This window comes from Enterococcus sp. 3G6_DIV0642 (assembly GCF_002140635.1).
GTDB lineage: Bacteria > Bacillota > Bacilli > Lactobacillales > Enterococcaceae > Enterococcus_D > Enterococcus_D casseliflavus.
In genome coordinates this window covers 1,758,785-1,774,634 of record NZ_NGLH01000001.1, presented here as the reverse complement: position 1 = coordinate 1,774,634, position 15,850 = coordinate 1,758,785, and the positions used below count along the sequence as shown (strand labels likewise).

The 15,850-nt window shown below is 41.7% G+C and carries 17 protein-coding genes; 14 read left to right on the top strand and 3 right to left on the bottom strand.

The genetic code is table 11. The annotated features are described in order from the left end of the window. Window positions 1–94 precede the first annotated feature (94 nt). The 10 genes from A5878_RS08475 to A5878_RS08425 all read left to right on the top strand — a co-directional run bounded on the left by A5878_RS08475 (window position 95) and on the right by A5878_RS08425 (window position 10,763). The gene (locus tag A5878_RS08475) at window positions 95–1,369 is read left to right on the top strand and encodes an LCP family protein (RefSeq protein ID WP_086295399.1); all 1,275 of its coding nucleotides are present in this window, start codon (window positions 95–97) and stop codon (window positions 1,367–1,369) included. A gap of 93 nt (window positions 1,370–1,462) precedes the next feature. Beyond that, the gene (locus A5878_RS08470) at window positions 1,463–2,311 is read left to right on the top strand and encodes a DegV family protein (RefSeq protein ID WP_005235946.1); all 849 of its coding nucleotides are present in this window, start codon (window positions 1,463–1,465) and stop codon (window positions 2,309–2,311) included. A gap of 177 nt (window positions 2,312–2,488) precedes the next feature. Beyond that, the gene (locus A5878_RS08465; protein WP_179190638.1) at window positions 2,489–3,031 is read left to right on the top strand and encodes a GNAT family N-acetyltransferase; all 543 of its coding nucleotides are present in this window, start codon (window positions 2,489–2,491) and stop codon (window positions 3,029–3,031) included. After that, window positions 3,024–3,281: a TfoX/Sxy family DNA transformation protein gene (locus tag A5878_RS08460; protein ID WP_086295395.1), complete on the top strand. Its 258-nt coding sequence runs from the start codon at window positions 3,024–3,026 to the stop codon at window positions 3,279–3,281. The genes A5878_RS08465 and A5878_RS08460 overlap by 8 nt, the downstream gene beginning before the upstream one ends. Window positions 3,282–3,469: 188 nt before the next feature. After that, window positions 3,470–3,949: a DUF6530 family protein gene (locus tag A5878_RS08455; RefSeq protein WP_005235941.1), complete on the top strand. Its 480-nt coding sequence runs from the start codon at window positions 3,470–3,472 to the stop codon at window positions 3,947–3,949. Between the two features lie 18 nt (window positions 3,950–3,967). After that, a complete protein-coding gene (locus tag A5878_RS08450) occupies window positions 3,968–6,235 on the top strand; it encodes an AAA family ATPase (RefSeq protein ID WP_074535821.1) in 2,268 nt (755 codons plus the stop codon). Between the two features lie 137 nt (window positions 6,236–6,372). Further along, window positions 6,373–7,011 (top strand): hypothetical protein, encoded by a 639-nt coding sequence (locus tag A5878_RS08445; RefSeq protein WP_086295393.1) that lies wholly within the window; start codon window positions 6,373–6,375, stop codon window positions 7,009–7,011. An 87-nt stretch (window positions 7,012–7,098) separates the two neighbouring features. Then, window positions 7,099–7,767 (top strand): hypothetical protein, encoded by a 669-nt coding sequence (locus A5878_RS08440; protein ID WP_074535825.1) that lies wholly within the window; start codon window positions 7,099–7,101, stop codon window positions 7,765–7,767. Between the two features lie 15 nt (window positions 7,768–7,782). Continuing rightward, window positions 7,783–8,631, top strand: a complete 849-nt coding sequence (locus A5878_RS08435; protein WP_086295391.1) for a sce7725 family protein — start codon at window positions 7,783–7,785, stop codon at window positions 8,629–8,631. Window positions 8,632–10,352: 1,721 nt separating this feature from the next. Beyond that, on the top strand, window positions 10,353–10,763 hold the full coding sequence (locus A5878_RS08425; RefSeq protein ID WP_074535832.1) for a hypothetical protein: 411 nt from the start codon (window positions 10,353–10,355) through the stop codon (window positions 10,761–10,763). A gap of 159 nt (window positions 10,764–10,922) precedes the next feature. Here the strand turns inward: A5878_RS08425 and A5878_RS08420 are convergent, their stop codons facing one another. After that, window positions 10,923–11,309, bottom strand: coding sequence for a hypothetical protein (locus tag A5878_RS08420; RefSeq protein WP_086295387.1), 387 nt, complete (start codon window positions 11,307–11,309; stop codon window positions 10,923–10,925). A 212-nt stretch (window positions 11,310–11,521) separates the two neighbouring features. On the opposite strand from A5878_RS08420, the gene A5878_RS08415 reads away from it, so the two are divergent. From A5878_RS08415 to A5878_RS08400, 4 genes are all read left to right on the top strand, one after another. After that, window positions 11,522–11,890 (top strand): hypothetical protein, encoded by a 369-nt coding sequence (locus A5878_RS08415; RefSeq protein WP_086295385.1) that lies wholly within the window; start codon window positions 11,522–11,524, stop codon window positions 11,888–11,890. Window positions 11,891–11,926: 36 nt separating this feature from the next. Next, complete coding sequence (locus tag A5878_RS08410) at window positions 11,927–12,205, top strand: hypothetical protein (protein ID WP_010748343.1); 279 nt, start codon at window positions 11,927–11,929, stop codon at window positions 12,203–12,205. Beyond that, the gene (locus A5878_RS08405; protein ID WP_005226077.1) at window positions 12,202–12,489 is read left to right on the top strand and encodes a hypothetical protein; all 288 of its coding nucleotides are present in this window, start codon (window positions 12,202–12,204) and stop codon (window positions 12,487–12,489) included. The genes A5878_RS08410 and A5878_RS08405 overlap by 4 nt, the downstream gene beginning before the upstream one ends. Before the next feature lie 95 nt (window positions 12,490–12,584). Beyond that, window positions 12,585–12,938, top strand: a complete 354-nt coding sequence (locus A5878_RS08400; protein ID WP_015509694.1) for a DUF2200 domain-containing protein — start codon at window positions 12,585–12,587, stop codon at window positions 12,936–12,938. 315 nt (window positions 12,939–13,253) lie between these two features. On the opposite strand, the gene rsgA is transcribed toward A5878_RS08400, so the two are convergent. After that, window positions 13,254–14,195, bottom strand: coding sequence for a ribosome small subunit-dependent GTPase A (gene rsgA / locus A5878_RS08395; protein WP_086295383.1), 942 nt, complete (start codon window positions 14,193–14,195; stop codon window positions 13,254–13,256). Window positions 14,196–14,347: 152 nt separating this feature from the next. Further along, on the bottom strand, window positions 14,348–15,712 hold the full coding sequence (gene mgtE / locus A5878_RS08390) for a magnesium transporter (protein ID WP_074535841.1): 1,365 nt from the start codon (window positions 15,710–15,712) through the stop codon (window positions 14,348–14,350). Window positions 15,713–15,850 lie beyond the last annotated feature (138 nt).

Here is a 15,850-nt window from a genome sequence, read left to right as displayed (position 1 = left end):
AAAGGTTAAAATTTCAGAAAATAGCTTTCTTTCTATAAGGTCTAGGGTATCCTTATAGACAGAGAGCTATTTTTTAGTTGGAGGATCAGAAGCAATGAGCAGGATGGAAAAAAATAAAAAACTGCATGAACGGCTAGAAAAGGAATCCAGTCAGGCAGCCAAAGAAAGTATCTTTGCCCGTCGAGAAGCCAAAAGAAGAAACCAGCGCGTCAGACCGAGTGATTCTACTTCTTCTGCTGATGAGCGAGTAGGAGACATTCCTTATCAAAACACCGAGCATCCTAGGGCAAGCGACTCTCGTGCGGCTCAAAGTTCTCGAGAACAGTCACAAGTAGGAGCAATAAAATCTGAGGGACGAAAAAGCGCGATCCCTCCGCTATCTGCTCAGAGGCCTGCGATGCATCAAAGCCAGGAACAAAGCAAACAAAAACCGTCAAAGCTTAAGAAGACCAAGCAACCCAAACAAAAGAAAAAGCGGAAGCACCCAGTTCTGCGTATTGTGGTTCGGGTACTATTGGTGCTTTTTGCCTATTCATTGATTGCGTTTCTTGTCGGTCAGCAAGTCGCAAGAAGTGACGCTGCTTTTGCTACGACTGATGAAGAGTCCTTTAATGGTACGGCCGCTGCAAATGGTGCTCGGAATATATTGCTCATTGGTAGTGATAGTCGTGAAGGAGAAGCTGGACGAGCAGACACTATTATGGTTTTGCAATTAGATGGTCCCAGTAAGCAACCGAAGCTACTTTCCTTTATGCGGGATACTTTAGTTACGATTCCCGGTTATGGCGAAAACAAGATCAATGCGGCTTATGCCTTTGGTGGTGCTGATTTGGTTAGACAAACGTTAGCGGAGAACTTCGGGCTAGAAACCAACTATTATGCAAAAGTTGACTTTCGTTCCTTTGAAAAAGTGATCGACACATTGTTTCCCTCAGGCGTTGCTATCAACGCGGAAAAAGATATGAGTAAAAATCTTGAAGTTGCCATCAAGCAAGGGCAACAACAAATGAATGGGCTTGAGCTGTTGCAATACGCACGCTTTCGGATGGACGAAGAAGGTGACTTCGGTCGTGTAAGACGACAGCAGCAAGTAATGGATGCGATCTTTAGCGAAATGAAAAATCCTTTAGCTATTTTAAAATTGCCTTATGCAGCTGGAAAAGTCTTAGGCTATGCTTCCACCAACCTGCCAATGTCTTTCCTATTAAAAAATACCTTCTCGATTGCTCGAGGGGCGGGAGGAGTCGACAGCTTGACTGTCCCAGTCGCTGACTCTTGGCAATACGGTTCAAGTGCGAGTGCCGGAAGTGTGTTAGTCGTCAATCTTGAAACCAATCAACAAGCGATCAGGAATTTTCTTAATGAGTAAGCAGAATGAAAAGTTCTGAAAACCATTTGAAAGTAAGTAAATTTATGCTATATTATTAATGACGTTTGAAATTTGTTGAAACGAGGAAAAAGAATGAAATTAGCCGTTGTTACTGACAGTACAGCTTATCTGCCGGAACGGATCAAAAACCATGAAGATTTGTTTATCATACCGATTCCTGTTATTTTAGATGGAAAAGTCTACAATGAAGGTATCGACATTGAAGCTGATGAGTATTACGCTTTGCTGAAAAACAGCAAAGAATTCCCAACCACTTCTCAACCGGTATTAGGGGAAGTGTTAGCCTTATATGAGTCATTGAAAGATCGCGGTTACGACACGATCATTAGTATCCACTTATCAAGCGGGATCTCTGGATTTATCGGAACGCTTTATGGAATCACCGATGAAATCGAAGGCGTTCAAATCATTCCTTACGATTCGAAAATCACAAGTATGCCGATGGGTCACATGGTAGAAACCGCTCTTGATCTATCAAGTCAAGGCAAAACCGTAGAAGAGATCATTTCCCATCTGGACACTATCAGAGACAATACCTATGCCTATCTAATCGTGGACGACTTGAATAACTTGGTTCGCGGCGGTCGCTTAACCAATGGGGCAGCCTTGATTGGCGGATTATTAAAAATCAAACCGATCTTGACCTTTGATCAAGGAAAAATTGTGCTTTACGAGCGCATTCGTTCCAGTAAAAAAGCATTCAATCGCGCAGAAGATATCATTGGTCAACGGGAGCAAGAAATCGCATTGCCTGTTAAATTTTATGTAATCCACGCCAATAATTTAGAAGTAGCGAAAGAAGAAAAAGCGAAGCTACAAGCGAAATACCCAAATGCAGAAATTGAGATTGGTCACTTCGGACCAGTTATCGGCACGCATTTAGGAGAAAAAGCCATTGGGATCGCTATTTCAGCGCAATAATTATTATTTTTTCTATGTTCATTCACGCCTTTATCTTTTCAAGACATTGTATGTAAGAACCAGTTAGACGTTTGTCTAGCTGGTTCTTTTTTCTGCTTTTTTGAGATTCGCTTGTAAAAAAACACGCAAACTCGTACAATAGGATCAAAATGAAGGACTGACAAAGGAGGAATTGCTATGAAGTGTTCCTTAAGAAGGTGGCAAATGAGCGATGCGCAAGATTTAGCCCATGCGTTAAATAATCAAAACATCCACGATTATTTACGAGATGGGTTGCCATTCCCCTATACGGTCGCAGATGCACAAGCCTATATTCGATCTGTGGAGGAAGCAGAATTTGCCTTTGCGATCACTGTGGATGACCGAGCAGTCGGCAGTATCCGTGCTGTTCGCAAAGAAAATATCCATTATAGAACGGCTGAGATTGGCTACTCTATTGCACAAGAGTATTGGGGAAAAGGCTTGATGACCCAAGCTGTTCAGCAACTATGTGACTATGTATTTACTACATCAACTATTGTTCGTATGTCTGCAGAATCTTTTGCGAAGAATCATTCCTCTTGTCGTGTGTTGGAAAAGGCAGGTTTTACGTTAGAAGGCGTCTTGCGAAAGCATGCGGAGAAAAACCAGCAGCTGTTCGATATGAAGCTCTATGCATTGGTTCGTCAAGAGGAAGACGGGCAGGATGACAACAATCAAAAAGGAGAAACCTATGAATGAACTGCAAAAGTTACCAAATGTAGGTCAGGTTTTAGCGGATCACCTGGTACGTATCGGCATCAATACTCCTGAACAACTACGCACAAAAACGGTCGAAGAGGTTTTTCTAGCTATCCGCCAACAATGCGATGCGGGCGCTTGCTTGCATATGCTCTACGGCATTGAAGGGGCGATCCAAGGCATTCCTAAAGCGCAGCTTACACATCAGAGAAAACAAGCGTTGCGCCATTTTTTCAATCAATTGAGTTAGTGAAGTAATGCGTCATAAAAAGCACTTTTTAAGAGCGTTTGTTTTTAGATGCTTCTTATCAAGTGCTTTTTCTATAGACATCTGTCCCTAGCTACTAGAAAAGACCTTTTGCTTGTTCCAAACCAGCTTCCTCATTATACTTACTCTATCTAGTAAATTAGTAATTTACTAAACAAGGAGTGAGAACAATGAAAATACCAGAAAACTTGAAACATAAGCCCGTCATTAAAGTGGAAGACTATGATACTGTTGACGGAAAAAATGCGTTACATACGGATGCAAAAGGTCTTTCCCTCGGATTGGCACAATGGAACGACCGGGGAAAAGTCGATATCTCAGGCAAGGTTTGGCGCCACACAGGTGAAAAATGGTCTCGTCAGTCAGAAGAACTACCGCTCACTAGAATCTTAGATCTAGCAATCTTAGTGGCGCAATCTAGTTTGTATTTTCAAGAGGCTTATCGCCATGAAAAGTTTTACGATCCTGAAAATCCGTTGATCGAGATCATTGGCTTACAAGGAAATCGTATGACCGTTGAAGTAGACACCGAAAATCCTAAGATCGATGAAGACATTCTACTTTTTTATGATTCCTTGCAAAAAGATGGCGAGCTATACGGCGAACGCTTCAAAATCCTAAAGCGGCTTTTAGATGAGCTAGGTTATTAAGAAAAGGAGCAGATTGCCATGACACAAAATCAACCGTCTTTTGTTGTAACGAAAGGACGCGCTTTTAGCAAATTAGAACAAACCATGATTTGGAAAAAACCACAAAGTCATCAGACCAGTGCTGAAGAACTACGAATTGCTTCAGAGATCGCGTTGAATTGGGCGGATCCAGAGATGAAGATCTTCAATGTGTTGCTGGAAGGCGATGCTGGGTCTGGTAAGACCCAGTTGGCAAAGGCACTTTCTGCCGACTTGCAACTGCCCTACACCAAAATCACCTGCTTTGCGGATATGGATAAGTCAGATGTATTTGGTGCTTTGTTACCAGTGATCAACACCGACCAAGAAGAGGACAAGGACTTGCTGGATGCGATTTATCAAAGTGATTGTTTTGAAGATGTCTTGGCATTGATCCAGCGGCATTTTTCCTTGACTCGTGAGCGGGCACGGGCGAAATTTGCGGAACTGATCGAACGGATTGAAACCAGTGATCAGCAACCGACGATTCAATACAAATTTTATCCCTCCGAAATCGTACGGGCGCTGGAAAAAGGCTACTTGCTTGAGATTCAAGAGCCAACGGTCATTCGTGATGCTTCGGTACTAGTGGCACTAAACTCGGCCCTTGAACAAAACGGGATGCTAAATATCCCGACTGGCTTTGTTCGACGACACCCTGACTGTGTGGTGATCATCACAACGAATCGGAATTACCAAGGTAACCGCCCCTTGAACGAATCCTTGCGAGATCGGATGCAGCACGCTGAAAAAATGGATTTACCTGAGCTAGCAGTCATGGTGCAGCGAGGCATTGCCAAAACCAATTATCCGGACAAAACGACTGCAGAGAAAATGGCTGAAATCATACGATTACTAGACGTGACCGCCAAAGCCAACGCCATCAAAGGGGTGGCGGGCATGCGTTCTTATTTTTATTGGTTAAATGCAGTCAAACAAGGACAAGATCCCTTTACAGCAATTGATAGCAAAGTGCTCTACAAAATCACTACCGATCCAAATGAGCTTTCTCTGTTACAACAGGCGTTAGAAGCTTCAGGATTATTGGCGCAATTGCGGCTTTTGTTTTCTGGACAACCGCTAAATGCCTTTAAAGAACAAATCAAAGGACGCCGAATCAGCAGCGAAGAGGCTGACCAACGCAATGTAGTGGAAGAAGGCACGCCCATCCTAAAAAATGAGCAAGTCCTTGAGACCGTCAATCAAGAAACTGAGGCGGAAACGATGGAAACCAGTGATTCTGACAAACAAGAAGCGAAAAGCGCAGCAACTGAGGCGACGTTTTCAGAAGAACTAGAACGCAATAGTCATGATGGCCAAGCAAAAGCTGGGAGTGAGACACAAGAGGCAGCTCCTGCTTCTCATTCTTTGTCCATAGAAGCGTATGAAGCCCAGGAGAAAGAAAAGAAAACCACGGCATCAAAGGCAGCACGACAAGCATTGAAAGAATCGATCCATGCCAAAGAAGGGCTGATCGTTCATCGACCACCCGTCGATTTAGAAAAAGCGACTGAAGCCCAACAGCGTTTGCAGCCGTTGCTGCCGATCGTAGAGTCATTGATCAAGCAAACCCAAGAAGTATTGGAAAACGAACAAGCTTCGGCATACAGTAAAGGTAAGTACAGTGGTACACGCTTTGATGCCAGCAAGGTTGCGTATCAGGATTTCCGGACCTTTGACAAGAAGAATCCACCTCACGAACAGCCTTCCTTAGCTCTTGCTTTGCGCATCGATGAATCAGGTTCGATGATTCGAGAAGATCGGATATTGTATGCCCAACAGGCGGTCTTAGCGGTGAATGCTTTTGCCGAACGTTTATCTTTGCCATTGATGATCTATGGCGACACAGCGGACGTGACCGCTCGTGAAAAAACCTCGCTTTTTGCATACAAAGAATTTAATGAAGGCTTTGAATTTGTGCCAGAGAAACTCATGACAATGAAGCCTCGGCAAAATAACCGTGATGGAGCTGTCTTGCGTGTGCTAGCTGAAAAGCTCGCTCATCAGCCGGCAACCACTAAATTACTCTTGAATATCAGTGATGGCCAGCCAAAAGCTCTTCCTGATTATACAGGGGTAAAAGCCAAAGAAGATATTCAGCAGGTGATCGCTGACTATGAACGACAAGGGGTGCTGTTTCTTGCAGCTGCTATTGGGCAAGACAAAGAGGTGATCAAAGCGATTTATGGGGAAGAACGCTTTATTGATCTTTCCAATCTAACAGAATTTCCGCAGCGTTTGTTGCAGCTACTGACAAGGTATTTGTAAACGTCGATAGCTAAAGGGAAAAGAGTGTGGACTGCATGCCGCACTCTTTTTTTGATTATAATTATATTATGTAAACAAGATGATATTTGTCTAAATTTGGAAAGTTCTGTAAAATAGACGCCAAAAGGAGGGTTATCATGAACAAATGGCGGTACTTCTACTATCCTTGCCAATTCGGCTGGCACGCAGCACTTCGTAGGCGCAGTTTGCTGATGAGTGGTGTATTGGCGATTCTTCTACTGATCATCGCCATCTTTGCAGAGCATTGGCTAGTGTTTTTTCATCAATGGCTACAATATGAAACAAATAGCAGTGAGAATCAGATGGATCTCACGTATGCCAGTTGGCTTTTCTTTTTGCAGTTGCTACGCTTCGTACTAGGCGTTCTAACTATAGGCTTGATCGCCGCCTTTTTATGGCACTGCAATCACATGTATCGTTTTCATTTGATGGGGGAGGAGCAGCAATCTCTGAGTATTCGGTTGTTGTTAGGACAGTCTCCGTTGTTAATCACCTTTGAAGAGCTTTTCTTTGTAGGCATTCAAAGCATTGTTATTAGTTTGATAGGGCTTGTCAGCGGTCTGTGGCTTAGTCAAAAAGCACTGCAGGATTTTTTCCATTTCTTTCATCTTCCCGCAGGCTTTACTTTTGAATTTCCCTTTAAAGGTCTATTAATCGCTCAACTTGGTGTGCTCTTGCTGCTTTTTTTGTTACGATTCCGCGGTACAAAGAAGATGGTTGAAGAGATTCTCGTTAACGGATGCCCGAATGGGTGAGAGGATGATAGGCTGCTTTTATTTCCCTCTTCCAAAATGCGAACATATGTTTTATAATAGGTGAAACAAGACAAAGGTCGTGAATTTGTGAAGACATCCTTAACTTTAGAAATGGAAGAGGCACTTTATTATTATTGTCGGGAAAACAGTGATATTGTGGTAGAAGAGGTAGTCATGCCAGATGATCACGGCATCGTGGATACTTTGAGTTGTCGCTTGACGACTGAAAACACGTTTGAATGGCGTTGCTACGAACTCAAAGTTAGTTTGGCAGATTTTCGCTCAAAAGCAAAACTATCCTTTATTGGGAATTATAATTATTTTGTCTTACCCAAGGCATTGTATGAGAAAGTCAAAGATCAGATTGGACCTACAATTGGTGTTCTGGTCTATCATGCATTTCTTGAAAAAGAATCGGGCAGCAAAGGGTATTTCAGTGTCGAAAAGAAGCCCCAACGGCAAGAGCTGCAGGTTCCAGAAAATGCCTTATTGTTTCGGTTGATTTCGGCACAAGCGCGAGAAGTCGGCAAAGCAAAACAGACTGCTCGAGGATTGCGGGTATTTTCAACAGAACGTTTGTACCAAGAACTGAAGAAACGTCAGCCTGAGTATGACTTGTTCGGTGGTGGAGTCAATTACTATGATCGATTTATTGAAGATACTCAGCTGCAAGCGATCGAAGCCTTGAAAGAAGAATTGGCCGCTACGAGATCAGCCTATGAAGCGCTGGAAAAACGTTTTTTATCAGGCGAGTAAGAAGGAGAGAAGAAGATGTACTTCCCGTATATTCGTGGAAAACAATTTGATTTATTGGCGTTGAAAGCACTGTTGGAACAAGATTGTTTGTCAGACGCGATCCAGCCGATCATTGAACCAGTCAAGCAATCAAAAACGTTTTGGACGACCATTGACCTGTTTCAAAGGAAGCAGCATCCTTTTTATCTGGTTCGCAATCCACAGGCGGGAGCTTTTCTGACGGCAGAGGGGTTAGCAGAGTTGCAAAATGTTGCTGCCCCTAAAGCAATGATCGTAGATCGCCCCATTGAGACAGTGGAAGAAAAGCCTGATCTTTGGATCATCCATCAAGCGGACCAAGCACTCGCTAGTGATTGGCGGGAAAATACGCTGCCGGTGCTGGTAAGCAAAGAGTTTCGTTTGTTAAATAAAATCAACGGCCCGAAACTACTGATGGAAGATCCGTTTACCCGTTTACCTAAAAATAGTTTTTATACAGAATGTCCAGACGAAGGATTTTCAAAAACCCATCATCTTTATCATAAATTGGGCTATGCGGGATTTAGTGATTTTTCTGTCGATAGCAAAATTTATTATGAGCACAGTTATCCCTCAAAACGGTTGGTTTTGCATTGGATCTATCCGACAGCAGAGCAAGACTTGCGAATCGTTCACTTATTTTCTGAGGAAGAATTACCAAGTCAGAAAGAAAAGTTTTTCGAAGTCATGGAAGCTTTGTTACAGCATGAGGAAGAGTATCCTACGCAAACAGCTGGGCTGCAGCTATTAGTTGCTGCTTATCAGCAAGGGGCGTTTCCTGGTATGGGCGTTATTCGGAAAGCTGCCGTTATGAATCACTTGGAACTCGTCAGTCGTCTTATTTAGTCGCTATACGCATACGATTGTAGGCTCTAACAAAATACTGCCATTTATTGTACAAAACACCTTGATTGCACCCATTGTTTTCAGGATAGTGATAAAATCAGGGAAAAGGAGTTGGCGCTCGTGGGAACAAAAGATAGAGAATATTATCGAAATGAAGGAAAAGAATTTGAAAAAAACAAGAAAAACCTGCTTATTCGACGTTTAAATCAACTAATCGTTGTCTTGGTCATTTTGATCATTGTCTTTTCGGCGATCCTGTATTACATAGTTTGAAACTTTCCGTAGCTGTCATTGCTTTATTGGCAGCAACAAAACGAAACTTGTACTTAGATGACTGTGCACCCTTGATTAGGACTCGCTATGGGAATCTGATCCGTTTAAGTGAAAACTGAACGCAACGAAATGTTTCTTGTTTATCGTTGCTGGTTTGCCTGTGATCAAGATTCCCATTAGGCTATTAGTTAGCACAAATTTGCTGGGTTAAGTGCGAATCATTACTGATAAGATCGTGAACAACGATACTTGACTGATTCATTGAGTTTGGCCAGCAGCTGCAAACAAACCTTGAATTCAAAGATTCAAGAATCAACAAGATCAAATACAGACAAAGGTACAGGTATAATTTGTCAGTTGATTTTCTTATCAGACCTAGAACAAACAAAAACTATCGCTCAAATAACCATTTTTTTGGATTATGCTGCCAATTAGGTGAATTTAAAGGAAATATTCCTAAATAAGAGGGAGGAGAGCCGTAAAATTACCAGTTAAATACGGTGTTCGAAAAATTTTATATTTTAGTTTACATAATATATATTATACAAAGTTATATTCGAAAAAGAGTTCGTGATATTTTAGACAGTTCAAGTCAATTTTGCATCATTTCACCTCCCTCCGAATGACTTTTATCAGAAAATTGTCTCTAATTCATCTAAAATTTAACTAAAGCTAAGAATTTCTTATTTTACAAGTTTCTTCAGATTCTTTTTGGATTTACTAATCAACAGATTGTTAACGGTCTTGTAGCAAGTTACATACGGATTCGTCTTTTTTATCTCAGCAAATACAGAATCAAGCTATCAGCCTTGATTCACGAACCAATCGGTTTGATTGTATGCTATAATCATGTTGAAAATCTTTGAGCTTTTACCTAGAACTTTATTCATATATAGCCAATCCATTTCAAAGTTCTTACACAAGTAGTTAGACGTTGCAAATGCCAGCAAATATCTATTACATGATTCGATAAAAAAGAACCCTAAAATCATGTAGATAATTTAGGGTATTTCGTTATTTAATATAATTGTAATGTTCATAGGTCGACATAAACGTCCATATTTTGCTAAAAAAGTCTGAATAAAGCGCCGTTGATCATTCCTTGGAATACTAGAATCATGGCAAGTGAAATCAAACCAGCAGCTACCCATAAGCTTATTTTTCCTTTTCGTCGACTGCTGAACGGGTTTTGCTTCAAGTTGCCACTCGTCAGGATGAAATACATAATCATGCTGAATGATATGAGCAAAATAATTTCTATCCCTATACCTAACCATAATCGCTGATTGTTTATTATTGTCATTTTATCACCTCAACTCATTTTACCATTAATGAGTTGCAGACTACTGATTTGCCTGGTTTGCAGCTTGTTTTTTCCACTGTGTAATTAACACCCGATAAAAGCAATTCCATCCGTATAAGCTGACAATTTTAAAAGGAGAATAATAATGAAAAAGAAGAAGCAATTAAAGCTAGTCTTTTTACCAAAAATCTGGGCGTCACTCCTCTACTTGCTTTTCGTGTTCACAGCCCTCTTCCTCTACTTATCAAAGTACTTGGACGTTTCTTTCTTTACTTCGATGTATCCTGACTTTTATCTTCATATCTCCAATTTTTCGATTAGTTTGATTATTGGCTTACTGGGGTACTTTTGGCTTCTCGTAGGTGCGCCATTTAAAGCCGTCACGCTATTGACCCTGCTCTTACTCATTGCCAATCTATTGAGCGAGACTGTCTTGGGCTTTATGAACACCCCTGATCGAATCGATTTACTTTTTGGGATTGCAGGAACGCTCGTCGCATATTTTACTTTGGCAATGATCAAAAGACACGGTTTAGTCAAGAATCAATCGGTTTGATTCAAACAGTCGTGACTTCTCCTTATATGATCCCCCTTGCTACTTAGGTTCAACCCATTTTTTGGGAAAAGAAACATCTTGCTGCAGTGATTTAGCCGAAAAAAGCACTCAATAAAGGGAGTGCTTTTTTTCGTTTCCATTGGCGATACTTTCGTATGGCTAGTCACTTGGTAGCCAATACAATGGACTTAGCTGTAGATTTTCCCAATACGGGTTGTGAAACCCTATCAAATAGTGCATAGCTAAATACCCAATAATCATAAAGCCAAATGACAAAGTCACGATCCGTCCCCACCGTGGTATTTCTTTGATAAATAGACCTAGCATACCTATCAATAAGGGGAACGAATAATTAAACAGTAAATCACTTCTAATATTTTGGTTCCGAGGATCCTTCATTATTTTGTCATTTAAGCCCCAACTTATGCCGACGATCACAAACATAAGCGCCAGAATAGTCAATCGTTTGGGATCAAAAAGCCACTGTTCTTTATCTTTCCTACTTGCAAAGTAGATCGTAAGCAGGACCACGATTAATCCAGACATACTATTCTCCTTTTTCGCCAGCTATTTTCTAAACGTTCATGATTACTTCAGGATAAATTATAACATATATAGTATAAAAAAACGATACCCGCCACTATCCCCTTGTTTGATGCACTTTTTAGATGTTTCATAGAAGAATCAGAAATTTAAAAATCTGTTCGCTTTACAAAAGAGAACGTATGTTTGTATTATATAGATAAGAGGTGATTGCTATGGGTATGCTGCAACCATATGAAGATCGGAAAAAGCTAAAGTGGCAAGGATTCTTTTTATCTGAGCATACAACTGAAATTGAAGAAGAGCCGACACGCACGTTTGATTGTCCGCCTAAGCCGTCACTCACAACGGAAGAAATCAATCAATGCTTATTCGAAGCGATGAAAAAGAATCTAACTGTGGCGATCCAACGAGAAGAAGTCAATGAAGAAGGTGGCTATCCCCCAGATATTGTCGGAAAAATCAACGGATACGACACATTGGGCATTTATTTGACGGGAGAAACCACAGAAAAAATTCATTATGATGAGATTCGTCATGTTGCTTTTTATGAAGAGAAAAAATGGTTTGATATCAACGAATGATCCGCTTTTTACTACTTACTAAAGGAGGAATACCTGATGCAAACACAAAAAGGCGCTGTCTCAAAAATAAGGATCGTCTCCTTTGCCCCCTCCCCTTTGGTCCGCTTTACACTAGGCACCACCAACTGTTTGATTGCGAAGCACAGTTTGAATTTTTTAGGCGATGTTGATGAGGGCATGTTTCTAACTGTGGGTGGCTATTGGAATAAGCGCCACCAATTCGTGGTGCAAAAGTATACGGTATACGGCAAAACAAAAATCATGTTGGATATCGATGCCTATCGACAAAAAACAGTAAAGGCGGGTTCATTATGAGAGCAAGAGACCTCTTGACAGCACTGACAACGTCGTCGAGTGCAGCAGATTACCAAGGAATTTATTTAACTTACAAAGAAAACCTGATTCCTTTTACGACGATCGCACAAGATAGTCATAACCAATTGATTTTATTTTTCGAACCCAAAAAGCCTGCTTTGACTCTGAAAGAATTATATACACAGCTAATGCTGCATAAGAATTTGGACTTGCTCTATTGGGATGGCGAGTCACGACAAAAGGTATTGGGGTTTCGTGAACAAGAAGAAAAAATCATCCTTTAGTCCCCTCGCCTATTTTGGCACACAACAAACGTTGAAAATCTCGGCAAAAAGAAAAAAATGAAGTATACTTTGTGTAAAGACTAAAGGAGTTTATCATGAAAAATCAAAAGATTACCCAAATGAGTTTTGCGAAAGTCTATCCTCTGTATATTGCCAAAGCAGAACGGAAAAATCGGACAAAAGAAGAAGTAGATCAGATTATTACCTGGCTGACTGGGTATGACCAAGAAACACTCCAACAGATGGCTGATGATGTTTCTTTTGAACGCTTTTTTAAGCAAGCCCCTCAGCTCAATCCTGCACGAAAACAGATTACTGGTGTGATTTGCGGGATTCGGGTAGAAGAGATCGAAGAGCCAATAGTTCAAGAAATTCGTTACCTAGATAAACTGATCGATGAATTGGCGAAAGGAAAAGCCATGACGAAAATTCTGCGCTCTGCTGAATGAGGCGTTTTTTTCGAGTTGCTATTTAAGAATCAACGCTTTATACTAGAAATACCTTGGCAGGGGCAAATCATTGCTCAAAACACAGTGGGACAACACCCCACTGTGTTTTTTTATCCTGCTTTTCTTGACGACAGCTTGTAACCAGGCAGGCGATCTTAGTTTAGTTCAACCACTTAGCATGTAGTGCCCTTTGGAATTGGCCGCCTTTTCGTGAAAACACAAGAACGTTGGCTGCGGCTCTCCTCTTCTTTACTCAACAAGGCGCTCTTGACACGTACAAAAAAGCACTCCTCTTATAGAAAGGAGTGCTAACTATTACTTTTTCATTTCTTTGATCTGTTCTTTTCGTTTCAAATACGCCAGCACTTTTTCCATTTTGCGATAGCGAGCGAAGGCTGCTTCTGAAAGCTCACCGGCAGCAATAGCTGCTTTGACCGCACATTTCGGTTCTGTTTCATGCTGACAGTCTCTGAAGAAACAACCTTCAGCATATTGACTGATCGCTTCAAAGGATTGCTCGATCGAAGCTGACCGAACGGTACTGATGCCAACTTCCCGCATGCCAGGAGTATCGATGATCATTGCGCCAGAGGGCAGTGTGAACAACTGGCGACTCGTCGTCGTGTGTCGTCCTCGACTATCCTCTCGTATGTCATTGGTTTTTTGAACGGCTTGCTCCATGAGCTGATTTAATAAGCTGGACTTCCCAACGCCTGACGAACCGATAAATGCACTGATTTTTCCGTCTGAAAAGTAGGCTTCTGTCAGCAATTCGTTCGGTTCATAAATAGAAGTAGCGAATGCTTTCACACCAAAAGCATCGATTAATGCTTGCAACAGCTCTGCTTTTTCATCAGCTGTGACTTGATCGGCTTTGGTCAAGAGAATCACTGGGTTAGCGCCACTGTCCCAAGCGATCGTGACAAAGCGCTCTAACCGAGCGAAATTGAATTCTTCATTGGCGCTGGTTGCAATAAAAACCGTGTCGATGTTCGCAGCGATCCCTTGTTCATCCGTCCGATTTCCAGCTACTTTTCGTTGTAAAAAACTCTTTCGTGGGAGCAAAGCATCAATCAAGAAATGATCTTGATCATACACCTGCCCTTGGACAAAATCACCAACAATAGGATAATCCTTTGGCACTCGTGCCTGTTGACGAAATTTTCCTGAAACGGTTGCTAAACATTCTTCTCCTGTGGTCAGGCGGACTTTTGCGATATCCTTAGCCTGAAAGACCACGATTCCTTGTTTTTCCATGATTTCCCTCCAGTTAATTAGGAGGCCGCACTTAAAAAGAGAAACCTCCGAGTTGATGTTGCTTCATTTGATTTGTCATAGGACATTTCCCCTTTCTATGTTGTGCTCATCATGCGATGTCGCTTTATTATACCACTGGAACGGACAGTATGCTAAAGCAAATGACCCAAAAGAACATTTACTGAAACGAAGTAGATAAACAAGCCAGCAATATCTTTGATCGAGGTGATGATCGGTGCCGAACCGGCTGCTTGGTCGATGTTTAGTTTAATAAGTACAAACGGGACTAAAAAGCCAAGTGCTGCGGCTAAGGTCATAGCAAAAACTAATGAAATCCCAACAGCGACCCCTAACATCGGGATCCCTTGCCAAAGTGAAGCAGCGGTTCCAGAGATGATCCCGACGATCAAGCCTAGACTCAAACCGATCCAAACTTCTTTAAAGAAATGGCGGGTGAAGGTTGAAAGATCAATATGCCCTAACGACATTCCCCGAACAAATACAGTAGAGGATTGTGTACCAACGTTTCCACCCATATCCATGATCAAAGGAATAAAAATCGCAACGGCTGCCACCGACTCCAACGTTTGTTCAAATTCATCAATGACGACCCCAGCTAAAAGCCCAGCAACAAGCGTGATCACTAAGAATGGCAAGCGGACTTTCCAGATTTGCCACAGGCTGCCATTGATCAAAACATTACTACGGTCTGCTTCATTAGAAGCAACATCGACTAAACCAGCGGCATTAAACATGTCTTCCGTTGTTTCTTGCTCGATGACATCGATCGCGTCATCGACGGTAATGATCCCAACGATTCGTGATTCCTTGTCTACGACTGGCAGCGCAATGATATCTAGTTCATTTAGCAAACGGGCTGCTTCTTCCTGGTCGGTGTCCGTGGTCACATAAATAACTTTTTGGGACATGATCTCACTGATGCGTTGCTCCCCTTGTGCCATTAAGAGATCTTTCAGCGACAAAACACCTTCTAACGTTTTCGTTTGATCAGTAACATAAAGCGTATAGATCGTTTCTTTTTCTTTGGCTTGCATTCGCACTTTTTCTAACGCTTGATTGACCGTCATATCTTTTTTCAATGTGATGAATTCCGGTGTCATCAAACGACCCGCAGTTTCGGCTTCATACCCTAGTAAGAGGTTTGTTGCAGCACGTTCATCCGGTGCCATTGATTGTAAAAGTTTTTGTGTTACGGTCGCTGGCAACTCATCCAAGAGTCTTACTCGGACATCTGGTGCCATTTCGTTCACAAACTCGGTTGCCCGTTCATCGGTGAAAGAGCGTAATAAGTGTTGTTGTGTAGCTGGTGTCAAATCTTCAAACAGGATAAGTGCTTTATCTTTCGGTAATAGTCGGAAAACGATCACTTTTTCATCCGCGGATAAATTGCTGAACAATTGTAACAACGGCAGCTCTTCCATTCCTGATACGAGTTCTTTTAATTTTTCAGAGTCTTTCTGATTTAAATAATGTAAGATGGTTTCTTGCTGGTTCATGGGATACACTCCTTCTCCTGTAATTTTGCTCAAAGAAAGAAAGGAAATCGTTCAGAAAATTGTCCAGATTTCTTTCGTTTGAAGGTTGCGTGCTATACAGCTGAAATTTCGTTCCGCAGCTGGAGATGCCTGTTATTA